Here is a 26,473-nt window from a genome sequence, read left to right on the forward strand (position 1 = left end):
TAGTGCGTGTCCAGTCCAAAATATGTAGTCGCTCGGCGTCGCCTTCGCGGGCTGGCCTGCTGTAGCGATTTTGTCGGCGCGGGAACGAGACAGTTGGTCAGCTTGTACGCCATCTCTTTACAATCTGCTCCGAGTCGGCGCCGAGGCGCAACGCCTAAGGCGCGTTGGCTTCAAACTACGTCAGCAGGCTACCACCTAGGTACGGTAATCGCGTATCGCCTCCACTGCCGATTGGCTGCGTAGCCAACCAATGAATCTAGACTTTCCTGTACGACGATGGTTCGACAATACCGAAGCATGTTCACGTTGCGCCAGATTTTTGATAATGGCCTGCAGATCGTCCACCGTATACAGAAGGCGCTGGTCCGCTTCGCCACCTCCGGATCAATATCGTGCGGTACAGCGATATCCACCAGCAGCATGGGCTGATAATGGCGTTGCTTCAGCGCTTGCTCCATCATTCTTTTAGCGATAATCGGCAGGGTGCTGGCGGTGGAGGTGATAATAATGTCGGCCTCGCCCAATTGGCTATTAATCTTCGCCAGCCTGATGAGGTTATCGCCATGAGTAGCCGCTTCACTCTGTGCTCGCGCAGGTGGCGCGCCACCAGTTAAATCGTTTCGCCGGCGCCCACCGGCAGCACTGTCACCGCAGCCAGGGTTCAAATTCCGCCGTGCTATGGTGCAGGCGGCAAACGCCACCGAAACCGCGTGTGAGCTGATTTCAATTTCGGTGCGCACTCGCTTGGCAACAGAGAACAATTTCTGAAACAATCGCTCCAAATCCACCGATAGGCTGTGCCCGCGATGGGATTCGGCGAACGCCTTTTAATCTGACCCAGGATTGCGGCTCGACAAGCACCAGAGAGTCCAGGCCGCTAGCGACGCGCATCAGATGGCTGACGGCCTCATCACTGAGATGCCAGTAAAGACTCTGGCGCACCTGGTCCAGTTCCAACTGGTGATAATCGCACAGCCAGCGTACCAGCGCCTCCAATAGCCTGTTGTTCAACGCTCAGGTACAGCCGCCAGGTGCAGTTGCAGGTAGATAGACGACACCGTCCTGCACTAGCGATTGTTCAAGCAAGCTGCCCAACGTCTGCTCTAGGGTATCGGGTAGAACGTCACCCGTTCGTGCCAAGCGACCGGTGCTGTTTTGTGATTGACACCGAATGCGAGCAATGTTACGGGTTCAGGTTACAGAGTAGCACAAGCGTTAGTATGGTTGCGTCTGCGCGCATTCTACAGTATGGTTGCGTCTGCGCGCATTCTACTTGATGCTCGGGTGCAAGAAAAGCCGCACCGCACTTTCCTTCCATTGATGGTGTAAACAACTAAAGCTATTGACGCTAACGATGCCCTCTGTTAGCGTGAGAGAAAGTCATTTCTCTCACGATATTTAAGAATCTTGAAGTCATGCCAGAGCGTAATTACGCCGTTTTCCGCTTGCTGTCGCTCGCCAGTCTGCTGCTTGCCGCCTGTGGTATTCACACGCCTTCTGGCCCGGCCAAAAGCCAAACCTCGCCCGAATGGCGAAGTCACCAGCAGTCGGTTTTCACGCTCACCCATTACCAGACGCGCGGCGCTTTCGCCTATCTTTCCAAGGAGCAAAAAGTTTACGCGCGCTTTAACTGGCAGCAAACCAGCGCCGATCGCTACCGCTTGATTCTGAGCAGCCCACTCGGCAGTACCGAGATGGATCTCAATGTACAGCCCGGCGTAGCTCAGCTCGTCAACAATCAAGGTAAACGCTACGTCAGCGACAATCCTGAGGTGATGATCCAAAAGCTAGTCGGCATGTCTATCCCCCTCAACGACCTGCGCCAATGGATGCTCGGTCTGCCCGGCGATGCCACCAATTTCACCATCAATGCCCACGGCTATTTACATCAGGTGAATTATAGCCACAACGGACAGCGCTGGACTGTGACCTACCAGGGCTATCACGACGATACCGTGCCGGCGTTACCGTCGAATCTGGAATTACACCAGGGCGATAACCGCATCAAATTGAAAATGGATAGCTGGAGTCTGTAATGACACGTCAATGGCCAGCCCCTGCAAAGCTGAATCTGTTTTTGTATGTTACCGACCGCCGCGCCGACGGTTACCATCTGTTGCAAACGCTATTTCAGTTTCTCGATTATGGCGATACACTCAGTATTACCCCAACCGTCGACGGCCGCATCCGCCTGCTGAACCCGGTCGCGGGAGTGGCGGAGGAGGATAATCTCATCGTTCGCGCCGCGCGGCTGTTGCATCGCCACTGTTGGGCAACAGATGACCCTGCAGCGCCGGGAGCAAATATCCGCCTTGAAAAAGTGCTACCAATTGGCGGGGGGCTCGGCGGTGGGTCTTCCGATGCCGCCACTGTGCTAGTGGCGCTCAACGTCCAGTGGAACTGCGGTTTAACTCTAGCCACCTTGGCGCGACTCGGGCTGACGCTCGGCGCCGATGTACCGATGTTCGTTTACGGCGAGGCGGCGCTAGCCGAAGGCATCGGCGAGCTGCTCACGCCGGCTGCTCCGACGGAGAAATGGTATCTGGTGGCAGTGCCGCCGGTAAGTATTGCCACGCCGCGCATTTTCGGCGATCCTGAGCTGCGAAGAGACGCGCCGTCGCGCCCGCTCGCCGCGCTTATGGCCGCCAATTTCCAGAATGATTGTGAGCCGATCGCAAGAAAACGTTTTTCCGCGGTTGAACAGCATCTTTCATGGCTGTTAGAATACGCGCCGTCGCGACTGACTGGCACAGGCGCTTGTGTGTTTGCCGAATTCGATACCGAGGCCGCTGCCTGTCAGGTTTTATCGCAAGCTCCAGCATGGATGCGCGGTTTTGTAGCCAGAGGCGTTAACGTTTCCCCGTTGCACCGCGCGCTGTCAGGGGTGCGATGACCCGTCCGACGGCGGACTAATGCATTACCCATATGACATTGTCCCGCATGGTGTCGCCGCCTTTCCTGGTGTCAGGCTGACGCAATACCTTCTCTTGAAGCAAGCCTGAGGTTCTTCTCGTGCCCGATATGAAGCTTTTTGCTGGAAACGCCACCCCGGAACTGGCGCAGCGTATTGCCAACCGTTTATATACCAGTCTTGGCAATGTCGCCGTTGGCCGTTTCAGCGACGGCGAGGTCAGTGTGCAAATCAATGAAAACGTCCGCGGTGGCGATATTTTCATCATTCAGTCCACCTGCGCGCCCACTAATGACAACTTGATGGAGCTGGTTGTGATGGTGGATGCGCTGCGCCGGGCCTCTGCCGGTCGTATCACCGCCGTTATCCCCTACTTCGGCTATGCGCGTCAAGATCGCCGCGTCCGTTCCGCTCGCGTGCCAATCACTGCTAAAGTGGTCGCCGATTTTCTCTCAAGCGTTGGCGTTGACCACGTGCTGACAGTTGATTTGCACGCGGAACAGATTCAGGGTTTTTTCGACGTGCCGGTGGATAATGTGTTCGGTAGCCCGATTTTGCTGGAAGATATACTGCAACAGGATTTGGAAAATCCGATTGTCGTTTCCCCAGATATCGGCGGCGTGGTGCGCGCACGCGCGATAGCTAAGCTACTTAGCGATACCGATATGGCAATTATAGATAAGCGCCGCCCACGCGCTAACGTGTCGCAGGTCATGCATATCATTGGTGACGTAGCGGGTCGCGACTGCGTGCTGGTGGACGATATGATCGATACCGGCGATACCCTGTGCAAAGCTACCGAAGTATTGAAGGGGCGCGGCGCCAAGCGGGTATTCGCCTATGCCACGCACCCGATCTTCTCGGGCAACGCCTTTGACAATATTAAGAATTCGGTGATTGATGAAGTGATTGTCTGCGATACCATCCCTTTAGATTCGGCCATCAAGGCACTGCCTAACGTGCGCACGTTAACATTGTCGGGCATGCTAGCGGAAGCGATTCGCCGCATCAGTAACGAAGAATCTATATCAGCGATGTTCGAACACTAACCCCCTACCGCGCGCTACCCATTCCCAGACGCGCGGCACGTTGACGTGCTTTGCCAAGCCATCGCGACTTATTAAGGGTTACCAGTCACTCAACCACTGCGGTTTCTTGAAAAGTACAGACTGTTTGTTGCCCACAGCTCACCTAAGCTTCACTTAAGCTTCACTCATTACCCAAATGCAGCACGGGTCGTGTGATGATTGGCCACAGAGAAGCCGCTCGCCCGTTTAGGAAAAATCAACGGTCGTCGTGCCGCTGCGTCAGGTCAGTCTGTCCTACCGCGGCATTACAGGTTAATGGTAGCGGCCGTTATGGTTTTTGGTGGCGCATCAAAGCGCTGCGCCACCAGTCGGAAATTTCCTCGTGACTGCCCATGCGCGCGCTCGCGAGCTATAAACAGTATGCCAACAAAGATGCTACAATGCCGTCGACGGCCATTAAATTAGGCATGTAGATTTGGGGTAGTTGATTGATCACCGATACGGCGATGCTGGCAACCATTAGTCATCCCCTCGCCCATGAGGCTATTGCTGACCAGCATTTCTAATTTACGTTTCATGTTACGCCTCCTAATTGTGCGGATGCCCTTGCTCGGCGTCACTCCTTTCGCTAACTATTCCTATCACTGATTAAAGCATAGCCAGAGTTGAACCTCACCTTGTGGTGACGATCACAGACTATTCAATAAATTACACGAATCGAGGCGATCCGTGACATCGTTGGCGGGCCGTTGATTTGAAAAGCCTTACTCCGGCAGAGTAAACTGGTGTGCAAACCCACAGATTGAGACCAAGACGTGACGATTAAATTAATTATAGGACTGGCCAATGCCGGCGCTGAGTACGCCGCAACCCGCCACAATGCTGGCGCCTGGTATGTCGAGTTACTGGCAGAGCGCTATCTGCAAACGTTAAAAGAGGAAAGCAAATTTTACGGCTACACTGCCTGTCTGACCCTCGGTGGCAATGGTGTTCGCCTGCTGGTCCCGACGACTTTTATGAATCTCAGCGGCAAAGCAGTAGTAGCGATGACCACCTATTACCGCATCGCACCAGAAGAGCTCCTGGTCGCGCACGATGAACTGGATCTGTTGCCCGGCAGCGCTCAGCTAAAGCTAGGTGGCGGGCATGGCGGCCATAATGGCCTAAAAGACATTATTAATCGCCTGGGCAACAATCCCCTATTCCACCGCCTGCGCATCGGCATTGGCCATCCTGGCGACAAAAACAAAGTGGTGGGCTTTGTGCTCGGCAAACCACCCGCGGCAGAATTACGGCTGATTGATAGCGCTATCGATAAAGCGGTGCACTGTACGGAGATTCTTATTGCCCAGGATGCTACGCAGGCTATGAACCGTCTGAATGCTTACCGACCCGGTTAAACGCCAGGCGTCGAGTAATGCGCGGATTTTGTGTATAATGAACTTAGAGTGATCTTATGTCGACATTGGCATTTGACTGGCTGATAATAGAGCTATTTAAGGTAAAATGACCATGGGTTTCAAATGCGGTATTGCCGGGTTGCCTAACGTGGGCAAATCCACCCTGTTTAATGCGTTGACCAAGGCGGGCATTGAAGCGGAGAACTTCTTGTTTTGTACCATCGACCCCAATACTGGCGTGGTGCCGATGCCCGATCCGCGCATGGATCAGTTGGCGGAAATCGTCAAACCGAAGCGTATCGTGCCGACCACCATGGAGTTTGTCGATATCGCTGGTCTGGTGAAAGGCGCGTCCAAAGGGGAAGGATTGGGCAACCAGTTTTTGACCAATATCCGTGAAACCGAAGCGATCGGCCATGTTGTGCGCTGCTTTGAAAACGACAGTATTATTCATGTGGCGGGGAAAGTCGATCCAGCAGAGGACATCAATGTCATTAACACCGAGCTGGCCCTGTCCGATTTGGAGACGTGCGAACGCGCCATCCACCGAGTGCAAAAACGCGCCAAAGGTGGCGACAAGGATGCCAAGCTGGAGCTGTCTGTGCTGGAAAAGTGTCTTTCACATCTGAGCAATACCGGCATGCTGCGCACGCTGGAGCTGTCGAGAGATGAGAAAAACGCTATCCGTTATCTCAGTTTTCTGACGCTTAAACCGACGATGTACATTGCCAATGTAAATGAAGACGGTTTTGACAATAATCCTTATTTGGATCAGGTGCGTGCTATCTCTGCAGCCGAGGGATCGGTGGCGGTCGCGGTTTGCGCTGCGGTAGAATCGGATATCGCTGAGCTCGACGACGAAGAGCGCGATGAATTCATGGCGGAATTGGGTCTTGACGAGCCGGGCCTGAATCGCGTCATTCGCGCCGGCTATGAACTGTTGAATCTGCAAACTTATTTCACTGCCGGGGTGGAAGAGGTGCACGCCTGGACCATCCCGGTGGGCGCTACCGCGCCGCAGGCGGCAGGAAAAATTCACACCGATTTTGAAAAGGGCTTTATCCGCGCTCAGACGATTTCTTTTGCTGATTTCATTACCTATAAAGGAGAGCAAGGCGCCAAAGAGGCCGGCAAAATTCGCTCCGAAGGGAAAAAATATGTGGTTAAAGACGGCGACGTTATGAATTTCCTGTTCAACATCTAAATAAAATTTGTTATCCCATGATGTTGGATACCTTATCATAAAAATAACTAAAATCCACGCACTGACATGGATTATTTTGTCCCATTTAGCTAATGCATTAGGGACAATTACTCAGTTACCAACCTATCTATTCATTCACTTGTTCACTTACCGCCCGCGGTGAACTTATCTATTTTGGCGATTAATTAGCGGTCTGCTGCTAATGCTTGCCCTCTATGTTGTCGGCAAAAATAAAGCGCAACAGCCCATATTAAGGGTATGGATATCCATGCGTTTGGTTACCTACAGTACGTTTATTGCATCGTGTCGATTATTTGACTCACACCCAAAACTAATACCTGCCTGGTCACCAGAGAGGCTTTTCTGCCCACATCGCCCCGTATTTTGTCAGTCATCTGATACGACAACAACATGCTCCTACTTATACACAAACCATGGCTAGCGTCTTCATATCGTACCTGTGATACCATCCAATCTCTTTCATGCCCGGCGTTCAAATGTCGACACTCTGTAGCAAGGGATAAGGTGGTTGAGAAATGGCTAGCTACTTTCAATTCCAAAAGTTTATCTTGGCGAAGATGCCATTAAAGTATTACGCCAGTTAGGTCATAAAAGATAGGAATGATTACTGATAGTTTTATGGCGGTTTCTGGTAACGCGCACTATTTAATCTAAAATGCCGCAGGCCTCAGTGTCTATTTCAGCGACATTAAAACCTAATCCCAGCGTTGAGATCCTATAGGTAAGTGCGGCCCAATTTAAAGCGTTCAAGCAGGACGTCATAATGACGCTGGGGGCGGTTCATCACTCAATGCCATAAAAGGGATTAAAGCTACGTTGGAGGAATATTTCTCTGGCCAATGGGTGTTCGGATCGGCACTGATAGCCTGACTTTCGACTGGGAAACAGCTGGGCAATGACCGAAGCAAATTATGTTGCACAGTAACCAGCGACGCCGGCTGCACCGTCATGACTTTCATGTTTTCAGACCACGGCGTGGACGACGTCTTCAGGCTTACCGTAAGGCGCGGCCGCCATGCGATATCGCGGCGAGATAATCGATGATAGACTCGACTACGCCGGCAATCCCGGCGCATTGCTGACAACTCCCTAACAACCGCCAAATTCCGCGTCCGCGACGGCCACCAGTGTCGCTATGTCCTGTTGGCGACGCAGATCGCCATGCACGCACCTCGGTACTCAGCGCCCGCACACTGCTCTTGACACTCCGATAGCGCCTGGCAGCTGCTGTGGTCAGCACTAACTCACTCATCCTGACGCGCCAGCCGGATGGCGATGGCGCCACAAATTCCGCCGTCGGTACCGGTGATAATGCGGATGAATTCACGTGCCTACCCTCTTTAGGGGGTGAGGACACGCTAGCAAACGCCTGTCTTCCACGGTAAAACCGCCGCCATAGATCTCCAATGTTATTATGAGGTCGGCGCTGAGTGCCTCCGGCGCTAGCGCCGCGATGGGAGCGAATTCGCTGGCGAAGACGGCGTACGTGAATCTCCCCGCTCGGCTTCGTTTCTAGCGGCACGCCGCGCCACCGCGCCCAGCCGCGGATCTGGCCGTCGTCCGCTTCCTCAAAGGCATAATTTGGGTGTCCTTTTGGTATAGCTGAGCAGCTCACGGCCCCCATGGGACGCTGTAGTATATGAAGATATGCGTTTAGACATACAGCGATTGGTAGCGCATCGCTTGACTCGCTCAAATGGGCTAATCCTTCAGCAACACATCGATTTTGCCGGCATGCATGCGGATTACTACCTCCAGCGTGGAGGAATGCATTTTATAATTACCAAACGTAACTCATACCCCTTTATCCATTATAGGATCACAGATGATGGGCTGAAGTGCAGTGGTAGAAGCGCCGGGCCGCAGCGTGGCCCGAGGTCAAGGCCAGGGATAATCGACGATATGCTGTGGACTCATGGCGTCGATGCGGGTCACGTCGCACAGCGCCATGGTCGATTTCATCTCTTTCCGTAACGGGTCCAGACATAAGGTCACACACGCTTCGCCCAATGTACTCAGGTTGTAGAGGAAAGCGCGGCCAATCATTACGTTGTCCGCGTCCATTGTCGTAATTCACCGGCACCACCGACTACGCTAATGGTGGACGGCGTGCCATCCCAGCTAGCGACCGCCGTGATTGGATACCACGATGGCGTCCGCACCGGCAAACGAAGCGCCTGGCCAGTCCGCGCTGTCCATGATCCCTTTGATCACCAATTTGCCGCGCCAGCGTTTTTTCTCAGGCAACATCCCCCCAGCAGAAACTGCGGTCGAACTGGCGTCTCATCCAACTCCGTGAAACCCAAGGTGTCGGTGACGCATTTGGCGTGGCCGGCAATATTATAAAGGCGTTTCAGAGAGGTGCGGCGTAGCGTTTGCGGCGCCCACAGGCACCAACGCGGATACATCAGGATTGACATCATCCCGCACAGCGTCGGCGCCGGGGCACCGATAGCCCGCTGAGGATATCTTTATGACGCCGCTCCTGAATCGGAAGATCGCGCGTCAAGGAAAGGGCAGAACAGCCCGCGGCAGCGCGGGTGCTCAAATCAGGCAATAAAGCCTCGATCTTTCATCGTGTAAATCGAAACCAAACGGCTTGGCGTACTCAGCCGCCACCGCTTTGATACTGCTAATACTGACGGTGGAAGGCGAATAGGGTACACCCGTCTCCGTAGCCCGAGCAGCCAGCAGCTCGCCCTCGGGATGGAGCATGCTGATCAGCCCGATGGACACCAAAATCAACGGCAGTGACACCGGTTGTTTCATGTCACAGAATGTGGTTGTGCGGGTAGTAATATGTTCTATGTTGCGCCCACGCGCTGGCGAAAGTGCAATCGCGCGAGACCTCGCTGTTTTCTCGATGGGCGGCCTGCGTCAAGGAGACGCTTATCAATATAGTCTAAATAACCTCGGCACGCGCCGGCGCGCCAAGCGCTACGGGTTATCGAGGCAGGTGATGATTTGCCCCATACTCTTGTCCCGGCGGGGAGCGGCCACGGTAACGCTGCACTGTTCGCTCATACCGTCAATATTGAGGCGCAGCGTCTGACCAGGCCTGAGATAAAGCAGCGGCGTAAACCCCCCTTCCACCCGCCAGGAAAATCATTTCTTCGGTGTTGCTTTCCTGGCGCCGCACGCTATTCACCTCGAGCCATAGCGCCAGGTTTTGCGCATTTGTGATGTCATCACGCGTACCCAGAGCGGCGCTAGCGGTGCGAAAGTATCGGCATCCTCGTCCCACTACCCGCCACACTCGATTTGCCAGGCGCGCTACGAACATACAATAGCCGATGACATAATCTAGCGTCTGTGCCTGAGTGATAATGTGCGTGCTGCCTGATAATCACACCCAGTTTCACCTTCCGATCAACCTTGCTAGCGCCGGGCGGGATTTTATCGGATCTTGGGGGCCGGTGATAGCGCTAGTGATTTTCTAAGATAGGCTCTTGGCAGCGTCATATCGGTCTCATAGGCATGATCGCGATAGTTCAACACGACGAAGACAATGTTGCCTGGTCGCGCTATGCACGGGCCCGCGGGCGCTGCAAGCTATCGTCGGACAATCCCTGCCCGTGCCAGTTCGTCAACGATGCCGCTTGCTCTTCATCCGACACGCCCGGTTTCTCATGGCTCGCCTTTCCACAGCGCACTAGCTTCATGATGTCTTTCCCCTAGCTAAAACGTACTTTGCATTCAACGTACATTTAGTAAATGGAAGTTTGACCACGCTGTCAAAATTAATGAAATAATAAATCTATCATTATTATGTTTCTTTTGTGAGAAGTATCACGCTGTGAAGTGAGAAACGTCGGCAACATCGCGCGTAGCAATTGACGCCCCTTGGCGCCAACGAGCTGAATCTATGTCAAGATTGACCGAATACGCCTTCCCTGAAAGATCGCGCCTTTCATTTGCTAAACTATGATTGACGATGGCCACCTAGCGCCAGGCGAAAACTGTTGGAAGTCCATGTGTCAAAGGCTTTTGGTATCAGCCTCTCGCCGACCAGCATGCGCTGCACCAGCTGTGCGAGCAAAAGCTTATCCAGGCAGGCCAAGGGCGAGGGATATACGTTGCGGGGCGCGAGGCGCAGCCATGCAACTCTGGCCACCATAAATTCCGCCGGGGACCCGCTGGGAAAGCATGCACGCTCAGCTTGAACAAGCCATTTGCACTATCGCTCTTTTCAATGCGGCGCGAATCATCGAAGACCGCGTGGCGACGCAGCAAATAAGTAGCCGCAACGTGCCGTGTTTGATCGCGTTTTTCACAATTGTCTGTAGCGAGAACGCCGACAGCGATAGGGATAACAGCGTTTCCGGTACCCAGTAGCATGTGCGCCTACAGGCGCTGTTGAAAACTGGCTTTCTCGATTTTCAGTTCGCCGAGCGTTTCAGATTTTTGCGAAAAAGAAGGTGGACAGGTACTGCACCAACCAGGGTGGCCTGATCGCTGTCTTGGCGGATCACCGCCCTCATCATTGAGGGCGTTCAAAAGAAAATGAGGATTGACCTGCGTATGCGGCAGCTTAATTCAGACTGCGTCAACAGCAATTTATGCCTCTCGTACTGGCCGGTCATGATCTGCACCAAAAGCAGGCTGGCATTCCCCAAGCATACGGGAGCTGAACAGGCGGTCTTTGCCTCATACAGCTTGATGGTGCCGATCATCTCCTAGTTTCACCTCGCAGCGGGATGACCAGCGTGGAACCTGAGCTTGCGGACGCGGTGTAACGAACGTTGATACGGCACCGCGTTGCTATCGGCATACATCCCGGCAAATGATGATCGTCACCAACGCCGATAAACGCCAGCAGGCGCTGCCTGTCGGTAACCGCCGGCCACGTGGGAAAATCGATCACCTAAAACTGCCGGGGCGCGCAACCTCGGTGATAGTGCCGGATCGCTTCAGCCAATCACAGTGATTCAGAATGAGATGCCGTGAGGAAAAGCAATAGACGAACAGCCCGCCGCACAAACGCCGTTCAAAAAAATCGGCACAGCGGGAGGCTTGCCGCGCGAGCAAAGTGTTAGCGCCCGCGACCTATACTCGCCAAGGAATCTAGCGCGCACGCTATCGAACGGGCTCAAACATGCTGTCCGCCGTGACCTGGTTTGGTGCCGTTAACGTAAGACGCGCCCTGCGTGCTCAGGAAGTAGATCAACGAAGCCGCCTATTCCGGTTGGCCAAGCCGCTGCAAGGGCACCTGCCGCTCGATGATTTCCTGCGTACCGAGGACAAATTGCGGTATCAATCTCCCCCAACGCGATAGCGTTAACTCGGGTCAAGTGATGACCAAAATCGAACGCTATCTCGCGTGTTAGCGCCGACAGGGCCGCTTTTGAAGTGGCGTAGGCGACGCCGGCGAGGGGCAGCTGTAACATCTGCGCTGCGTCGTTAAACCCGATGTTCAATTTCTAGTTTGTCTTGGTCGACCAGCTTCAGTCCTCAAGCCATATTGACCATCACTGTCATATATGGGTAAAGGCGTAGGCTTGGAAAGCCATACCGATATTACGCACCTGTGGCAGCACATCGTTTATTAGCTACCGTCACGCACAATTCGCCGGTACTGATATCCTCTAAGCCAGCGACAGACATGCACAATGAGGTCGATTTGCCGCTGCCGGCCTGGCCGACAATCACTACAAATTCGCCATCGTTAATGGTAAGATAAACATCCCGTACGACGTTTCAGTACGTGCAATGCCTTCCCTGGCACTTTAATACCACGTGGTCCATAGTCTTCTCTTACTTAATAATCAACAATGCTGCTGCGTGATGAATGCCGTGTCGAGCTCAAGCGCTTTGCCCAATGCCTATCGCGTGATCACCCCGCCTAGGGCGGACGCATGTTTGAAAGCGTGACCGCTGGCGCCGCCGGCCACCACCAGTATGCGCCCCGATGCTGCCCGACAATAACTTGCGCATCCGACATTCGGGTTATTATGCAAGGGTGCGTGCTCACCGGCTAAAAGCTGATCCTAAAGCTGATCCTATCGAGCCAAGTGCCGACCGATCTCCGTGTGCCCTGCGTATCCAGGAGGGTGATGCGGCGATCGCTCTGATCGAGGTCGAGCGCAGTACGTGGCGCACCAGTATCGCCCAGGTCAATTCTTTGCCGCCCTTCCGTGTAACGCGCCATGCCCCATAACGTCAGATCCGGTTTGATTGCACGCACGAAAACCGGAAAAGCCGCCAGCACATAATTCGGCCCGGTGTCGAACCTGTCATAACGGTACGGATCGGATCCAACGGTAGTCGGGTACCAAGCGTGTAACCAGGCGCCGTCCACCACGACCGCCTGCGATGCCCGAACCTCGTCGGCTGACGTTGTTGGACGTACCCTGGCCGGCATTGTCTGACGCATCGACCATGACATCCATGAGTATCGATGCCGATAACCATCTGGCACGTTGCAGTGCCGCGCGGATAACCCCCTTCGGGTTGGCGACCCCAGTATCAGGGTCACACACTGCAATACCCTTGGCGCGTAATCGTGGATGCTGCGGCTGCCGGGAAGCCAGTTTCTGCGCATCCAACACCGCCAGCGCCGTCTCCAAATACTTGTCGGCCCGCAGCGTGCACTGATCGCAAGAGAATCAGCTGACCCAATTATTGCCCGTGACGAGGAGTAAGGGTATCCCCGTCGCCTGCTCAGGCTGCGCAAACAATGTGTGCGCTAGCAGCGCATAATCCCCAGCGCCGGATGTTCAAGGTAAAAAGTCCGAAACAGCCGGGTTTTACGTGGGTCGCGCAGGTTGTGTGCGGCACTAAAACTAACCAATACCAATGACGTTTACCCCATGTGCCGCCAGCCGCCAGACCGCTGCAACTCAAATAGTACCCAGGCCTATCACTGCAACATCATAGCGTTGCCATGTCATCTTAGAAGCCATTTACCCGTACCCTTATAAATTCAGAGGAGATTTTCACGGATTGACCCCGCCGTCATGTACAGAGAAGCGCTCAATACGCTGCAATTCTTCCTCTGTGAAGGTCAGGTTCTTGACGCCCTTAAGTTCTCGGCCGACTGCTCTTTATTAGACACGCCAACCATCGTCGAGGTGACCAACGGGCCGCGCAATGTCCAGGCAGTGTCAAGTTGCGATAACGTTTGGCCACGCTCTGCCGCGATAGCGGCCAGTCTGCGCAGGCAGTTGAGATTAGTCGATTGCGCTTCTGATGAGGTACAGAGCGGTGCTTAGATTATATTCACCTTGCCAACCCTTGCAGATAGCGCTCCGCCAACAGCCCCGTATCAGCGGTGTAAAGGCCACCGTCGCGCCGCCGAAACCAGTCAATTCGTTGAGCATGTGCTCTCTAATCCAGCGATTGAGAAGCGAGTTGGATGACCGATTAACCAACAGTGGCGTACCCAACTTTTTGGGAATCGTGAAGACTTCATGGGAGCTCTGGGCGAGCGGAGTAGAATGAGATACCGACATAGTCAACGATTTATCGATGCTGCTCAGCGAATGTTTCCCCGCCAAAATCATTGTGGACCGGCTACTGTGGCCCAACCCGCCTTGGTAGTGATCACCAATTCGTGGCGGTATGCCTCGAAGTCTTTGCGCAGAATGTGCCCCACATTCTCTTCCGCAGCGCCAAGTGGCGGACCGTACCGGTTCGCGAGATTGAAATGGTTGATACCATGCTAAAATGGAAAGTAGATGATGTCACGCTGCTACTGCAAGAGCGCATCATCGCCGAAGTTGTACCACGCCTCCAGCCAGATGGGCTACACCACCAGCCCACTATGATCAGCGCGGTGATAGGCATGGAGTTTGAAACGGTTAAGGGAACTGACCCAGTGGGTATTCAGATCAGGTCGCTCATCCAAAATGCAATACGTTATATAGAGTACGTTATGACGCTGTCCTGTTCGCCGGTGTGGCTAGAGGACGGTTAAATTCACTGGCAGAAAATATTAGCAGCGCGGGGACAATTGAAGGCTTCGTCAAACGCCAGACCATAATTCTGCGCATAGGAAGTCCTGTAGGCCGATCGCGACCACGCCCTCTGCTTACCGTTATTGGTTAATGATGAGCAACGGCCACAACCAGGCGTTCTATTGGACTGTCGTCAAAATCATCGCTGTACCGATGAGCGCCAGGCGTATTAGCAGTAGATAGATCTGAAACAGAATGCGTCACCAGCCGGCACTATCTAGCCAGGCTGCCTCCCGTTGCTCGCGGTGAATATTTAAAAAGAATCGGCACAGGTTGAAGATGGCCAGTCCATGCGTCAGGCTGGGCATAATCAGCGCCGTCAACGTGTCTCCGCTAGCCCCAACGAGTTGAACACGTTGACGGCAACGCCACGGCTGAATGCCGCTTGAAAATTTTCCAGAGTCAGCGTTCTGGAATGAGGGTCCAGAGATCCACGCTAGCTTGAAACGTTTGCGAAACAGGGCGAAAAGCCGACGACGCCAGCCAGATGAAGGGAATAGCGAACAGCAGCGATATGATCAGCGCTGCCGACGTCGCCAACGGCGACGGTGCTCCCATCAAGATAAACAATAGTGATATTTCCGACAGCGCGAAGACGTCGCCGATAGCGGCGCCCACCAGTTAGGTAAATTCAGCGCCGCCCACGGTCTGCAGGCGAATACGGGAGGCATGTTGCGCCTGCCAGGTCAGAATGGCTTGCAAGCCGACTATGTGAAAGTGACTTGTGAAACTGATCACGGGCGCGTGCGTCAGGATAAAAGGACACATTCCGGTTTTGGGTCAGTCGTCAAGGTGTGGCGTGAGTCAACGTTAGGGATAGGGGCAAAGCAGGTCAACGCCAGGGTCAAACCAGGTACAAGTCGGAGAAGAGCTTAAAAGGATCCGTGGATTACGACCCTTTTAAAGGGTCCGCCGGCTCCAGCGAAGGCGACACAATGCCCTCCCTCCGGCGGTAAGACGCCTGTAGACGCTCTACAGGCTCTTTCGGCAATACATTAATAACCATTGTCCAAGATTGTGCCTACGTTTAGCTTGCTTTCTTTATCTTATCATCCTTGGCGTTCACCTTACCGCGTCGGTGTTGGTGACGCTGACGTTGACGATTAACTCATACTGGAATTGACGCTCAGTAGGTGCGAGGCGGCGCTGCTAATGAGCAGTAAAGTTAACGACGTGGTGCGCACGCGCTGATGTTAGCATGGGGTGTCCCGGCGCGGCAGGGAGCTGCCGCGAGCAGATAACAAAGGTATGACTGATTGAATCGATAACACCTACATATTGGATTGCCACAGCGTCATTTGTTAATTTTTGTTAGTTTTTGCTCACCAATCAAGCGGAGGTAAGATATGTCTTTAATCAATGCAAAAATCAAGCCTTTTATCAATCAAGCGTTTAAAAACGGTGAGTTCATTCAGGTCACCGATAAAGATGTCGAAGGGAAATGGAGTGTCTTTTTCTTCTATCCGGCCGATTTCACCTTTGTTTGCCCGACTGAGCTGGGTGATATCGCGGACCACTACGCTGAATTCCAGAAATTGGGCGTCGATATTTATTCCGTTTCCACCGACACCCATTTTACCCATAAAGCCTGGCACGACAGTTCCGAAACAATCGCCAAAATCCAATATGCGATGATTGGCGACCCGACTGGTGCCCTAACGCGCAATTTTGAAAACCTACGCGAAGACGAAGGTTTGGCCGACCGAGGGACGTTTGTCGTCGATCCGCAGGGCATAATCCAAGCTATTGAGATCACGGCCGAAGGTATCGGCCGCGACGCCAGTGACCTGCTGCGTAAAGTGAAAGCTGCGCAATATGTTGCCAGCCATCCCGGCGAAGTCTGCCCGGCGAAATGGCAAGAAGGCGATGCTACGCTGACACCATCGCTGGATCTGGTCGGCAAAATCTAACCTCGCCGTTTATCCGACTTTTGATGTTATTTGTCTTAGCGGGTGCGCTGCGCCCGTTTTAGTCTCCCGGGAGAGACCACGCTCGCGACACCGCGATGAACCAAAAGCCTACCTTGAGAAATTAACCAAGCCGGTTAGTTAATTGCCACATTGGATAACGGCGCCAAGCCCGCCAAAATCGGCGGGCTGCTGATGGGTATCACCGACCTGTCGGACAAAGGTGAGGTGGTGGGAAGACAATCAGCTGCCGGTACGCAAGCCATCTTTTCGGGCGGCGAATCCAGGAGTGATCGCGGCCGCGCTTTACCCGTTCGCCGCTGGGCCATGAATTCACCTCACTGGTGGTGGCGCTGCTGCAAGCCGGCGGGCACCCATCACAGGAAGAGAGCCGCCACTGAACCAGATTCACTAGCTTGACGGCGAGTTTCATTTGAAACCTATTACTCTCTGACCTGCCAACATTGCCAGGACGTACCAGCGATTGACGACGGCGCGCTCCAAGATGCAGGAACGCAATATTTGCGTGCCGGCCGTATTCATGAACAGCGAATCGCTCGGCCAAGGGTGCATGATGTTGATCTGTGCATCTCGCTGGCAGGGAGCGAAGAGGCCCTGCTCTAGCGACTCGATCGCGATGATTGCGACCAAGCTGATATTCGCTACGGTGACGGCTCCGATAAAGGTTACGCCGAGCACGTACGCCAAATAGACGCTTCGACCCCAGCCAGATTCAACGCCGTCCCAGTCGGCTATTTACCCATCCGCCCATGTCCGATCGGCTATTTACCCATCCGCCCATGTCCGACAAATACCTGCATCACGATGCTTGCGATATTGCCGCTCTCTACGGCAAAGACACCTTTTCTGGTTAGGTACCGCGCTCCTGCCGTTCCTTCTTTGCGCTAAAAAGAACTGCTTCGATTTGCTGGCGGAGCACCTGCGTTTTTTGCCGGCGCAATGATGACGAGTGGTTTGAGTAATTACCGTCGGCGCCGGACCAGAAGATGACCCATAAACTGTATTATGGTCATTTCCTGCGCCATGTTTTATCAGGATTATTCATTTCAAAGGCTGAGATTGCCTCTCGTTGGAGCGCTGTTTGTGGTAAGGGCTGGACGCCAGCGGGATTATGGTGGATGATGTGCGCATCGCGAACTTTTCGCCGTCCGCCGGAAGTGTGGCTGCTCAACGGCGTTTGCTGACGTACCAGCGCCTCAGAATAGCGAGAAGCGCGCAAAGCTGGCGTGTACAGGACCACAAGGCGAGAAAGCGTCGGGAGGTGAGCACGGCAGTTAATGTCATTTATACTTTTCAACAATGTATGCGTCGTATTACTTTCCGTTGAAATAGATTTAGATGGCGTCGGGCCAATTGCAAATAATAATGACAATGCATGTTATGATCTCATCGCCACGGTCTTGGGAGTCTTCTTTAGTGGTCTGCTTTGCTATATTCGTTACCGGGCCACAGCGTCGCCGCACTGCCAGCGACAGCGACGAAAAAAACGGATACCTTTACAACATCGCAAGCGCTCATCATTTTGCCTAGGTGGCCAGTTTAACGGAGCTCGGCACACCCGCCGCCTTCAGCATACTCACCGGCGAGGATTTTCGCCAGGCAAAGTCACAAATCAATGTGTCAGAAAGCATGGGTAGCGTGCTGGGTTTACAAATTTAAAAGCGGCAAAATTATACCAGAGATCTTCAACTGTCGGTGCGCGGATTTGGCACCCACTCAATGTACGGCGAGCTTATGCCCCACGGCTTTGCCGCCGTTGCCTGTATTACCGGCCTGCCAGTGGTGATGGCCATAAGCCAGATGCGACCGACGGCAAGCGCTACCGACTAGGTAAGTTATCTGCTCAGCGTGCTACCGATGGACGTGGCTTTTATTAACCCTCTCAACTTAATCCTCCGGGCCGGCGGCGAAACCACCATGACGTTAGTTGACTCGCGGGGAAAATGGTCAGTCCCTCCGCTGGCGGCAGCAACATCCTGACGCCGAGGTGCTGCGCACTATCTGGCCCGTGAGATTTCCCGCTGGCAATCTTGCTGTTCAGCGTGAGCCTGGATGATGCGCGCCATTTGGCGCTCGGCGCTGCACTACTTGCGCCACTTGCGCCAAATCCTAATAGCGCTACAAGCGAGCGAGGCGCAAGCGCTGGCCAACACCTCCGCCAGTCGGACTGCGTCGCGCTACTGGAGCTGGATCTCAATCGATTCAAGCAGGTCAACGGCAGTCTGAGCCTCATTGCCAGGATGCGCTGATCAAAGCCGTGGCAATATGTCTATGTGGTCTGGTGCGCGAAGGCGATGTGGTGTCGCATGCACCGGAATCCTGATTTTCCTAATGCGATGTCAAAGAGCGCGAGGTGGTACGGGCGCTCGGTTTGCGTATCATCGATGCCGTCAAACAGTCTTTCGCGCTCGGTGGATATGCGCTGGCCCCGACGGATACTCTTGAGAAAAGAGGACTTGAAACGCAAGGCCGATATCGCTATTTATTCCGCCAAGGCCCGCGATCGCGACGGATTTCAGTGGTTTGAGTAGTCTCTGGACGAGTCACTGAGCACACGTGGCGCCGGTGGACGAACTTCATGCCGCACGATGCCGCACTTCAATACAAAGATACCATGACCCTCCATTTCTTGCCGCAGAGATTGACATCACGGGCAAAAGATTGTCGGCTTTGAGGCACAATTGCGCTGGCAGTGCCCAAGCACCGTTATCTGTCGTCGTCGCAACAGCTGAAGGTTGCCGAGGATAGTGGGATCAGCATTGTATTGGATGGGAAATAGATGCTGACGCAGTCCTGCCAGGTAGCGAATTACAGCCCAAACTTCGTCGAGCGCGCCACAGCGATTCTTCAAGCACAGCAGTGCGACCCCTAATGCATCGAACTCGACATCAACGAAAGCGTGTTGTTTAATCAATATGCTTACTCTCTCAGCATTCTTTAGCGGCTAAGGCCGGACGGGCCCTGTGACCCTCTGCGCCGTCTTCTGGTCCTTCAAACTCCTCCTCGTGCGGCACCCTCTTCTCTGGTACTGCGATGCATGCTACAACATTCGTTCCGTGCCACCGCTTATTTACTTAACCGAGCGCAAAGCAATGCTCTAAAATCCTCACAGCGACGCAGAAATGAATTAATATGACCAATTCAACAAAATATCGATAGAAATCTGTGTCATTGATTATTAAAATACACAAGGGAACCATAGAATTTATTATTCAGCTCACTGTTGTTGTCACTTTCCCGTTATTTTCTTTCCCGTTATTTTCATTATTTTGCGCGCGCAAAGGTGGCATCGGTCTGGGACTTGCCGGCGGACACTCGTCTGGATATTCGACCTGTAATCGGGTCAGCTGTCGGTGGATGTGATTGTGATGTTTGTCATGCGGTTGTAGCCGCTTCCAGGCCTCCGGCAGACTGGATGTCCTGCTACAACTGGCGGAAAAACTGCTGCGCCGTAATCCCAAATGTATCTCGCTGGTCATCTGGCTGCTGACCGTGCTTTGTGGCACCGGCCACGTGATCTATAACTCTGCCCATCATTTACGATGTAGCGATAAAATAATATCCGCCCAGAACGCCCGTCAGCTTGCAAATTGGCACAATTGCCAGCCAGGTTTCGGTTGCCACCGTCTCATCTGGCTGCTGACCATGCCCAGCAGCGCTAGATTTCACGCTGCCTTTGCTCACCATTCCCGTCCGCTGTGCGGCATCTTGACTATCGCGCTATTTAGCGGCTTTCGCGGCAAGGATTTAAGGGATGATGACGTCTTTCTCGCCTTTATCAATACCAAGGACAATCACAACTACGTCTACGGCACCGATGCTCCTGAATAGCACTCTGCCGCGCAGCAGCTGGGTAGCGATGAGCATTTTACGCCACCATTCTGGTAATAAGCGCTGCTTGATACTCCAACGCCTTGTACCCGAACGCCAACGGCGCGCCGCTCTCGATTGTGCTGATGATACAAATGTACATGCTGTTCGGCAGGGCATTCATCGTGTTATTTACGGTACCGCCAGCCGCCATTACCAAAAATGATGTCTTCCGTTCCGGCATGGCGGCCATCGTCGCCGTGTATGGCGTCGCCTAAATGGCGGATGCGCCATTCAGCCATCATTTGTTGCAGAATGCGCGCTGGCGCTGCTGCTGTTATCGCAGCTCGTCAACTCCAAGGCTGCGGTCCTGGCGATGGTGGGTCCCCATCGCCTTAGCGGTCGGCGTGCCGCCAGCGCTTATCGCCGCTGAGGCCCGGCCTGTTGTGGCTACTGGTCCACGCCTACGGCCTGATGTAGCCGCGACCGGAGATGGGCAATCTCTGAGCGATCGGCCAATTTTCGCCATCTCCCCCTTTGACAACGTTCGAGCCCCCCGTTACCATGCCAGTCATTTCGCGATTCCTCTGTAGTTCAGTCGGTAGAACGGCGGACTGTTAATCCGTATGTCGCTGGTTCGAGTCCAGTCAGAGGAGCCAAGTTTAGAGAAGCCCGCTCAAGGAAGCCAGAGCAGGCTCTTGTATTCATGAGCAAAATCATTTAAAACGTTTCGGCCTTAGAAGCTTCACTGTAGAGTCGTTAACATACTGAATATTGTACTGCTTATAAAGCATTATTAAGGAAATCTAAATGGCTTACGATCTTGAGCACCGACTTGTCATAGGCGTCGCCTCCGGTGCGATTTTTGATTTGAGATGAAGTATTTAAAATACCAGGAAGAGGCAGGGTATAGAAAGCTTCAGGAGCCACACCTAATCAAGCTTTACACACAGGCGTAGCTTCCCCCATCAATAAAAGATTACTTTCTCTTCATGACCTCAGCCTTGACCATATTCTTGACCCTATTAATGATCTACTCGTCGAAGTAGTCTTGCTGTCGAAATATGAATATATCTCTGCACCCAATATTACATTTCAGAAGAATATAAGATATCACACCCTGGTTATGCGCCTATTCCCTTTTCGTCCTTATTTTGGCTGTTTTAGTAAGCGCATCGGAATGACTAATGACGCAAAAGGTAAAGCATTAGGAGCTTTTAAACCACACATATTTGATGATCAGTCTCGGCATCTGCAGAACACGAGCTCTGTTGTCCATTGCAGAACACGAGCTCTGTTGTCCATTCTCGTTTGGCGTAATCAATAAAATGAACTGAAGCCTTCAAAGTTTATAACAACAATGATAAATGCCAAAATTCACTCATGCAGGCTATCCCTACCGGATAAAGATGAGCATCACTTCAATGCTGTTTGAAATCAGTTTGACATCAGTTCTATATTAGTAGTATAATTTTAAGCTGAATCGGTCTGCTGGGACCTATTGTCACAGGTCAGATTGGTGCACCCTAGGCGAATTGGCGAACGAAGATGGCTCCAATCTGGCCAGCGGCAACCACATCAACCTCCATGGATCATATGAGGGGTCTAGAGCATCGCCAAAGCGTTCAGTGCGCCAGTTCGTCGAAATGCTCTTTACGCTTACGCCCACAACGGATAATGTGTAAATGGCGTCAGGCTACAAATGAGGGTTGTTCTGCCTATATTTCATCAATGTAGTGAACTTGTCAGCCGGTTAAAGCGATACTAAGCGGTAAAGCCTAAAGACAAAAACCAACCAGATCGATCGCAAAGTAAGCGGCAGCATATAAGGAGAGTGCTGCAGTTTGCCATGCTATTGCATGGTATCAATATTATAAAAGCCTCGAAGGATTTTTCAGCTTTATATTTCTTGATCGTTCAGCTGCTTATTGCGCTCAAGTTGTTTATTTTCTGCGACAGCCGATCTTGTCTCACGAGACTGAGCACGCGATTTTTAGCAGTTAACATTTGTCTTGTAAAGTAAGTTTTGTCCATCGTCTCGTCTAAACCTGTCAGCCAATTTGTGGTAGTATATCTGTAATTTCTGGGCTGTCGGGTTGCAGGCCCTTTTCACTGCGTCGGTGAAACTTGCTCTTTAATTAACACTACCCGCGCCTATCCATGACCCGATATTGAATGAATGAGTCACAATGTGACTGCATCGATGGCGATGGCGATACCTACGCCAATGCAATGCTAAACTTAATCAAGCTGTCCGCTTGCGCTTATACGCTGACGGCCACTCCTCCCGTGGCTAATAGACGTCACTTAGCCACTCATTCGGCTCTAATGGGCGTAGCCAGCATCTCGTGTAAGCATCGTCATTCTTCAGCAGGGTTACATCTCGCCGACGGAAAATATTCGCGAAACATCGCGCTTCATCATCGGACACAATCACCAATAACGTGTCCGATGTATTTTGACGGTAGAAATTGTCGCGTTGCAACCAGCAGTATTTTATCTCAAAAGGTAATAGGCCGCCCCTACTCAAATATCCATCAGCGACAAGACAAAAGCCGTGGACGTCACAGCCCTCAACTATCACTTGATGCATTCCGCCAGATAACCAGTAAAACAGTCAATTATCCACGACACGTGCGTCATCCACCACACGGCAATCGGGCGCAGCGCGTCGGGAAAAGGCAGCGCTGTTTTCCGTGATATAAATTGTGAAAATTTAATTTTCCGTCGCCTGTATCATATCTGCGGTGTCGCTGGCATGTGCCTGCCATCATGTCGATTGCGGTGTCGGCCAATAGAGTGGCGCAGACGGAGTTGGATTTGGTCAATCGCGTGCATCGCAGTACCGAGTCGGTGGAAAGCCGCCTCGGCTGGCGCCAGCTGGTTTGGGTCACCGGCTAACGACGCGCCGCCGCCCGCACGCAGGGTGTCATCCTCAATTTACTTTTAAAGCCGGTGACTGGCCGTTATGATGCTTGGTGTCAGCGCTCTGCCGGCCCATGGCACCGAAGAGAACGGCGACCCGTCCTTATCACGCTATAGCACACTAGACGCCAACTTTCTGCTGCCGGACCGGTGGATTTCTCGCTGCGCGCGCAATATCGCCTGGACGAGACGGCTATCAAGCTTCGGACATCGACTATCAGACGGTATGACGGAAAAGGCTGGCTTGCGCTGGGTTTGGCCACCACCTGACACAGTCCTTTCGCCAGCATCTCGCTGGAATGGCTGCGCGATATCAATGACAGTAAAGGCAACCGCGTAACAGCGAATGGCTGATGATCCTGACCCATGAGGGTAAACTACAGGCCAGATTGACACAGCCGGCGCAGAAACCGCTAAAATCTCTATTATGTTCAGGTGGCAGGCGAGCTGGGCGGGCCGCTCTGATTTTCGCGCCGGCCTGTCGCTGAAAGGCGATCTGACTCTGCCTACAGGCGCGACTGTGTTGGGCTTGTACGAGTGGAAAAATCGTCAGATGCACCATAGCCGCCCATATCGGGTATCCCGCGCTACGGCTGATTCGCTATCAAATCACGCAATGGTGCCTGACCGCTCTAGCTCCTGGAGAGTAGAGCGATATCGACCCGGCGTAATGCTTTTGAGGATAGTCGTGCTATGTTCAAACCCCATATTACCGTCACCTGCGTGGTACAGGCAGAGAGCCAATGTTTGTGGTAGAGAAAACGTTCACGGTTAAGAGGCGATTAAGCCCTTATCGAGGCAGCGCAGCGTGTTGTGGGAAGAAGCGGATACTCACGCCCAACCACAGGCGTTATTGCGGATATATTAATGAAAATTGCGCCCAACAACACGCCGTTTCTGCAGTTTTTGTCCGTTATCGATTTTCCACGCTGCGTGACGGTCATCCAGCAAGATGACGATATCGATCGCTGTCTTTGGCTGCCTATTGATACTCTTTTCGCATCAAACTAGTTGCACTCGAAAGTCTTCGCCGCTATCAGCATGACGAACGTCTGCCGCTGACTTTCCTAACAGGCATTTAATTGGCCGTTTTGACGGCGTCAGGTTGCTGGCGGAGAGCAATGGTGTGCAGGGGATCTGACGCCGCTACTCCGTGTCCGTCATTGCGGGTCGTTTGAGGGTCCTCGTGGCGCGTATGTGACGGATATTCGCCCCTTTCGGGCCGCGGAGGGCGACGAAACGCGCCTGATGGTGAAGGTAGCGGCACGGGATCGGATCGTGATAAAATATGTCGCCTGTTTTACTGTGCCGCGCCGCGCGCGGCGGTCATCCCTCTCGTGAGAACCCCATGTCAGACAACGGTCAAAAAAAAGTAATCGTCGGTATGTCCGGCGGTGTCGACTCTTCCGTCTCAGCTTGGTTGCTACTGCAACAGGGCTATCGGGTAGAGGGGCTGTTCATGAAAAACTGGGAAGAGGACGACAACGAGGAATATTGCACCGAGGCAAGCGATCTGGACGATGCTCGGACGGTATGTGATACCCTGGGTATCACGCTGCATACGGTTAATTTCGCTGCCGAATATTGGGATAACGTTTTTACGCATTTCCTTGCCGAATACCAGGCTGGCCGCACGCCCAATCCGGATATTTTGTGCAATAGGGAAATCAAGTTCAAAGCCTTTTTGGAATTTGCTACAGAGGATCTTGGCGCCGACTTTATCGCCACCGGCCATTACGTACGTCGCCCCGACATGGACGGCAAAAGCCGACTGCTGCGCGGTCTGGACGATAACAAAGACCAGAGCTATTTTCTCTATACATTAGGCCATGCACAGCTTGCACGCTGCCTGTTCCCGATTGGGGAATTAGCCAAATCGGAAGTGCGCCGCATCGCTACTAAGCTTGGCCTGGCGACCGCGGCCAAAAAAGACTCCACAGGAATCTGTTTTATCGGCGAACGGAAATTCCGCGATTTTCTCGGCCGCTATCTGCCGACGCAGCCGGGCGCGATTATATCCGTTGACGGCCAGGAAGTGGGTCGCCATCGGGGGTTGATGTACCATACATTAGGTCAGCGCAAAGGGCTCGGCATTGGCGGCACCCGCGACGGCAATGAGGACCCTTGGTATGTAGTGGACAAGGATCTTGATAATAACTGGTTGATTGTTGCTCAGGGCCACGAACATCCGCGGCTGATGTCTATCGGCCTTGTCGCCAGCCATCTGCACTGGGTCGATCGAGAACCGCTTACAGACGCGCTGCGCTGTACGGTGAAAACCCGTTACCGTCAGCCGGATATCGCGTGTCTGGTGACGCTACTGCCGGACGGACGTTTACAGGTGAATTTCGATCGGCCAGTGGCCGCCGTCACGCCGGGCCAGTCCGCGGTATTTTATCTGTCGGAACGCTGCTTGGGCGGCGGCATCATTGATGCGCGCAAGCCGTTGCCTCACTAAGATGCTCCCACGCCGGTGACCTCTTGATCGGCAGCATCCCCTGGCAACGGATGCAGTGTAAAACCTAATGAGGTGGCGAAACGCCTGCCGTGCATCTTTGAAGCTGTGTTTGATCGCGCTTTACGTGCAAGCGTAGCGCGCTACCGTGCCGTTGAGTGGACTGAACCTCAGGGATTGATACAGGAGCCATTTTGGCCAGGAACTATTTTGACATTACACTGGCGCTGGCGGGTATTTGCCAAAGCGCACGCCTTGTGCAGCTGCTTACCCACCAGCGCCAGTGCGACGAGCAGCCCTTGCGCGCCTCGCTGCAAAGCCTGCTGGATCTCAATCCGCCGTCAGTATGTGCGGTCTACGGTGATAACCCTACCCATCTGCGCATTGGGCTGGAGGCGCTGCAGGCCGTGCTGAATGCTTCGTCGCGAGAAAGGATCAGCGCTGAGCTGACCCGCTATACCCTTGGGCTTATGGTGCTTGAACGCAAACTGAACGGCAACTACGGCGCTCAAGAGGCGCTGAGCCGCCGTATCAACGCACTTCATCGCCAGCTCGGCCATTTCGACTTGCTGTCGGATACGCTTATCAGTGCCATGGCCAGCATCTATGTGGACATTATCAGCCCACTCGGACCACGCATCCAGGTCACTGGTGCGTCGGCGATATTGCAAAATACTCAGATCCAGGCCAAAGTGCGCGCCGTACTGCTGGCTGGCATTCGTTCCGCCGCGCTATGGCAACAGGTCGGCGGCGGACGGCTTCAGCTGATGTTCGACAGCAATCGGTTATTTAAAGAAGCTAAGCAGATACTTACCTATTCTTAATTTCTCCAGGAG

Annotated in this window: 24 protein-coding genes, 1 tRNA gene and 7 pseudogenes; 18 read left to right on the forward strand and 14 right to left on the reverse strand. The window is 53.3% G+C overall.

The genetic code is table 11. From position 1 onward, the window contains the following. Window positions 1–16: 16 nt before the first annotated feature. Window positions 17–1,181: pseudogene (gene hemA, locus GPOALKHO_RS03005) on the reverse strand (glutamyl-tRNA reductase); the annotation flags it as partial. A gap of 234 nt (window positions 1,182–1,415) precedes the next feature. On the opposite strand from hemA, the gene lolB reads away from it, so the two are divergent. From lolB to ychF, 5 genes are all read left to right on the forward strand, one after another. Further along, entirely contained in the window at window positions 1,416–2,036 is a 621-nt protein-coding gene (gene lolB / locus GPOALKHO_RS03010; RefSeq protein WP_406702932.1) for a lipoprotein insertase outer membrane protein LolB, read from the forward strand. After that, window positions 2,036–2,893, forward strand: a complete 858-nt coding sequence (gene ispE / locus GPOALKHO_RS03015) for a 4-(cytidine 5'-diphospho)-2-C-methyl-D-erythritol kinase (RefSeq protein WP_406702933.1) — start codon at window positions 2,036–2,038, stop codon at window positions 2,891–2,893. Before lolB ends, ispE begins: the two co-directional genes overlap by 1 nt. A gap of 119 nt (window positions 2,894–3,012) precedes the next feature. Continuing rightward, window positions 3,013–3,960 carry a ribose-phosphate pyrophosphokinase gene (locus GPOALKHO_RS03020; RefSeq protein WP_406702934.1) on the forward strand — a complete coding sequence of 316 codons (948 nt, stop codon included), beginning with the start codon at window positions 3,013–3,015 and terminating at the stop codon, window positions 3,958–3,960. A gap of 794 nt (window positions 3,961–4,754) precedes the next feature. Beyond that, window positions 4,755–5,339 (forward strand): aminoacyl-tRNA hydrolase, encoded by a 585-nt coding sequence (gene pth / locus GPOALKHO_RS03025; RefSeq protein WP_406702935.1) that lies wholly within the window; start codon window positions 4,755–4,757, stop codon window positions 5,337–5,339. A gap of 112 nt (window positions 5,340–5,451) precedes the next feature. Then, a complete protein-coding gene (gene ychF / locus GPOALKHO_RS03030) occupies window positions 5,452–6,543 on the forward strand; it encodes a redox-regulated ATPase YchF (protein WP_406702937.1) in 1,092 nt (363 codons plus the stop codon). Between the two features lie 1,899 nt (window positions 6,544–8,442). On the opposite strand, the pseudogene GPOALKHO_RS03035 reads toward ychF, so the two are convergent. The 5 genes and pseudogenes from GPOALKHO_RS03035 to GPOALKHO_RS03055 all read right to left on the reverse strand — a co-directional run. Then, window positions 8,443–8,814, reverse strand: a pseudogene (locus tag GPOALKHO_RS03035) (alpha-hydroxy-acid oxidizing protein). A gap of 294 nt (window positions 8,815–9,108) precedes the next feature. Then, window positions 9,109–9,429 carry an alpha-hydroxy-acid oxidizing protein gene (locus GPOALKHO_RS03040; RefSeq protein ID WP_406703356.1) on the reverse strand — a complete coding sequence of 107 codons (321 nt, stop codon included), beginning with the start codon at window positions 9,427–9,429 and terminating at the stop codon, window positions 9,109–9,111. Between the two features lie 72 nt (window positions 9,430–9,501). Continuing rightward, window positions 9,502–9,657 (reverse strand): hypothetical protein, encoded by a 156-nt coding sequence (locus tag GPOALKHO_RS03045; RefSeq protein ID WP_406702939.1) that lies wholly within the window; start codon window positions 9,655–9,657, stop codon window positions 9,502–9,504. Continuing rightward, window positions 9,593–9,892, reverse strand: coding sequence for a fumarylacetoacetate hydrolase family protein (locus GPOALKHO_RS03050; RefSeq protein ID WP_406703358.1), 300 nt, complete (start codon window positions 9,890–9,892; stop codon window positions 9,593–9,595). The genes GPOALKHO_RS03045 and GPOALKHO_RS03050 overlap by 65 nt, the downstream gene beginning before the upstream one ends. Window positions 9,893–10,811: 919 nt before the next feature. Then, window positions 10,812–11,404, reverse strand: a pseudogene (locus GPOALKHO_RS03055) (histidine kinase); the annotation flags it as partial. Here GPOALKHO_RS03055 and GPOALKHO_RS03060 point away from each other — a divergent pair. Further along, window positions 11,348–11,491, forward strand: coding sequence for a hypothetical protein (locus tag GPOALKHO_RS03060; RefSeq protein ID WP_406703530.1), 144 nt, complete (start codon window positions 11,348–11,350; stop codon window positions 11,489–11,491). The pseudogene GPOALKHO_RS03055 and the gene GPOALKHO_RS03060 sit on opposite strands and share 57 nt — an antisense overlap. A gap of 162 nt (window positions 11,492–11,653) precedes the next feature. Here the strand turns inward: GPOALKHO_RS03060 and GPOALKHO_RS03065 are convergent. From GPOALKHO_RS03065 to GPOALKHO_RS03095, 7 genes and pseudogenes are all read right to left on the reverse strand, one after another. Continuing rightward, window positions 11,654–11,939, reverse strand: a pseudogene (locus GPOALKHO_RS03065) (SDR family oxidoreductase); the annotation flags it as partial. A gap of 142 nt (window positions 11,940–12,081) precedes the next feature. Further along, window positions 12,082–12,240: pseudogene (locus GPOALKHO_RS03070) on the reverse strand (ATP-binding cassette domain-containing protein); the annotation flags it as partial. 298 nt (window positions 12,241–12,538) lie between these two features. Beyond that, window positions 12,539–12,937, reverse strand: a complete 399-nt coding sequence (locus GPOALKHO_RS03075; RefSeq protein ID WP_406702941.1) for a hypothetical protein — start codon at window positions 12,935–12,937, stop codon at window positions 12,539–12,541. 630 nt (window positions 12,938–13,567) lie between these two features. Next, window positions 13,568–13,723 carry an aldo/keto reductase gene (locus tag GPOALKHO_RS03080; RefSeq protein ID WP_406703360.1) on the reverse strand — a complete coding sequence of 52 codons (156 nt, stop codon included), beginning with the start codon at window positions 13,721–13,723 and terminating at the stop codon, window positions 13,568–13,570. Between the two features lie 10 nt (window positions 13,724–13,733). Beyond that, window positions 13,734–14,060, reverse strand: coding sequence for a hypothetical protein (locus tag GPOALKHO_RS03085; protein WP_406702943.1), 327 nt, complete (start codon window positions 14,058–14,060; stop codon window positions 13,734–13,736). Window positions 14,061–14,062: 2 nt separating this feature from the next. Beyond that, complete coding sequence (locus GPOALKHO_RS03090; RefSeq protein WP_406703361.1) at window positions 14,063–14,218, reverse strand: hypothetical protein; 156 nt, start codon at window positions 14,216–14,218, stop codon at window positions 14,063–14,065. Window positions 14,219–14,921: 703 nt separating this feature from the next. Beyond that, entirely contained in the window at window positions 14,922–15,137 is a 216-nt protein-coding gene (locus GPOALKHO_RS03095) for a hypothetical protein (protein WP_406702944.1), read from the reverse strand. 728 nt (window positions 15,138–15,865) lie between these two features. Between GPOALKHO_RS03095 and ahpC the strand changes: the two genes are divergently transcribed. From ahpC to GPOALKHO_RS03120, 5 genes and pseudogenes are all read left to right on the forward strand, one after another. After that, window positions 15,866–16,429: an alkyl hydroperoxide reductase subunit C gene (ahpC, locus tag GPOALKHO_RS03100; protein ID WP_406702946.1), complete on the forward strand. Its 564-nt coding sequence runs from the start codon at window positions 15,866–15,868 to the stop codon at window positions 16,427–16,429. Window positions 16,430–16,532: 103 nt separating this feature from the next. Then, window positions 16,533–17,006: pseudogene (locus tag GPOALKHO_RS03105) on the forward strand (alkyl hydroperoxide reductase subunit F); the annotation flags it as partial. Window positions 17,007–17,980: 974 nt separating this feature from the next. Further along, window positions 17,981–18,175, forward strand: a pseudogene (locus GPOALKHO_RS03110) (hypothetical protein); the annotation flags it as partial. A gap of 302 nt (window positions 18,176–18,477) precedes the next feature. Further along, a complete protein-coding gene (locus tag GPOALKHO_RS03115; RefSeq protein ID WP_406702948.1) occupies window positions 18,478–18,696 on the forward strand; it encodes a hypothetical protein in 219 nt (72 codons plus the stop codon). Window positions 18,697–18,831: 135 nt separating this feature from the next. Beyond that, window positions 18,832–18,978 (forward strand): hypothetical protein, encoded by a 147-nt coding sequence (locus GPOALKHO_RS03120; RefSeq protein WP_406702949.1) that lies wholly within the window; start codon window positions 18,832–18,834, stop codon window positions 18,976–18,978. Window positions 18,979–19,094: 116 nt separating this feature from the next. On the opposite strand, the gene GPOALKHO_RS03125 is transcribed toward GPOALKHO_RS03120, so the two are convergent. Beyond that, window positions 19,095–19,361, reverse strand: coding sequence for a hypothetical protein (locus GPOALKHO_RS03125; protein WP_406702950.1), 267 nt, complete (start codon window positions 19,359–19,361; stop codon window positions 19,095–19,097). A gap of 458 nt (window positions 19,362–19,819) precedes the next feature. On the opposite strand from GPOALKHO_RS03125, the gene GPOALKHO_RS03130 reads away from it, so the two are divergent. The 7 genes from GPOALKHO_RS03130 to hflD all read left to right on the forward strand — a co-directional run bounded on the left by GPOALKHO_RS03130 (window position 19,820) and on the right by hflD (window position 26,461). Further along, window positions 19,820–20,278: an anaerobic C4-dicarboxylate transporter family protein gene (locus GPOALKHO_RS03130; RefSeq protein ID WP_406702951.1), complete on the forward strand. Its 459-nt coding sequence runs from the start codon at window positions 19,820–19,822 to the stop codon at window positions 20,276–20,278. 83 nt (window positions 20,279–20,361) lie between these two features. After that, on the forward strand, window positions 20,362–20,535 hold the full coding sequence (locus GPOALKHO_RS03135) for an anaerobic C4-dicarboxylate transporter family protein (RefSeq protein WP_406702952.1): 174 nt from the start codon (window positions 20,362–20,364) through the stop codon (window positions 20,533–20,535). A 305-nt stretch (window positions 20,536–20,840) separates the two neighbouring features. Next, a tRNA-Asn gene (locus GPOALKHO_RS03140) sits at window positions 20,841–20,916 on the forward strand. A 2,113-nt stretch (window positions 20,917–23,029) separates the two neighbouring features. Beyond that, window positions 23,030–23,158: a hypothetical protein gene (locus tag GPOALKHO_RS03145; protein ID WP_406702953.1), complete on the forward strand. Its 129-nt coding sequence runs from the start codon at window positions 23,030–23,032 to the stop codon at window positions 23,156–23,158. Window positions 23,159–24,049: 891 nt separating this feature from the next. Continuing rightward, window positions 24,050–24,193, forward strand: a complete 144-nt coding sequence (locus GPOALKHO_RS03150; protein ID WP_406702954.1) for a hypothetical protein — start codon at window positions 24,050–24,052, stop codon at window positions 24,191–24,193. A gap of 337 nt (window positions 24,194–24,530) precedes the next feature. Next, on the forward strand, window positions 24,531–25,640 hold the full coding sequence (mnmA, locus tag GPOALKHO_RS03155) for a tRNA 2-thiouridine(34) synthase MnmA (protein ID WP_406703363.1): 1,110 nt from the start codon (window positions 24,531–24,533) through the stop codon (window positions 25,638–25,640). 191 nt (window positions 25,641–25,831) lie between these two features. Continuing rightward, complete coding sequence (hflD, locus tag GPOALKHO_RS03160) at window positions 25,832–26,461, forward strand: high frequency lysogenization protein HflD (RefSeq protein ID WP_406702956.1); 630 nt, start codon at window positions 25,832–25,834, stop codon at window positions 26,459–26,461. Window positions 26,462–26,473: the final 12 nt, after the last annotated feature.

Origin of the sequence: Sodalis sp. (in: enterobacteria) (genome assembly GCF_036327475.1) — a bacterium.
GTDB lineage: Bacteria > Pseudomonadota > Gammaproteobacteria > Enterobacterales > Enterobacteriaceae.

What these genes read in the sequence shown, in the direction of transcription:
- lolB (WP_406702932.1), top strand. Translation starts at nt 1,416, where the DNA reads ATGCCAGAGCGTAATTACGCCGTTTTCCGCTTGCTGTCGCTCGCCAGT.
- ispE (WP_406702933.1), top strand. Translation starts at nt 2,036, where the DNA reads ATGACACGTCAATGGCCAGCCCCTGCAAAGCTGAATCTGTTTTTGTAT.
- ychF (WP_406702937.1), top strand. Translation starts at nt 5,452, where the DNA reads ATGGGTTTCAAATGCGGTATTGCCGGGTTGCCTAACGTGGGCAAATCC.
- GPOALKHO_RS03060 (WP_406703530.1), top strand. Translation starts at nt 11,348, where the DNA reads ATGATGATCGTCACCAACGCCGATAAACGCCAGCAGGCGCTGCCTGTC.
- GPOALKHO_RS03075 (WP_406702941.1), bottom strand. Translation starts at nt 12,937, where the DNA reads ATGCGTCAGACAATGCCGGCCAGGGTACGTCCAACAACGTCAGCCGAC.
- ahpC (WP_406702946.1), top strand. Translation starts at nt 15,866, where the DNA reads ATGTCTTTAATCAATGCAAAAATCAAGCCTTTTATCAATCAAGCGTTT.
- GPOALKHO_RS03120 (WP_406702949.1), top strand. Translation starts at nt 18,832, where the DNA reads ATGCCGTCAAACAGTCTTTCGCGCTCGGTGGATATGCGCTGGCCCCGA.
- GPOALKHO_RS03145 (WP_406702953.1), top strand. Translation starts at nt 23,030, where the DNA reads ATGTCGATTGCGGTGTCGGCCAATAGAGTGGCGCAGACGGAGTTGGAT.
- GPOALKHO_RS03150 (WP_406702954.1), top strand. Translation starts at nt 24,050, where the DNA reads ATGAAAATTGCGCCCAACAACACGCCGTTTCTGCAGTTTTTGTCCGTT.
- mnmA (WP_406703363.1), top strand. Translation starts at nt 24,531, where the DNA reads ATGTCAGACAACGGTCAAAAAAAAGTAATCGTCGGTATGTCCGGCGGT.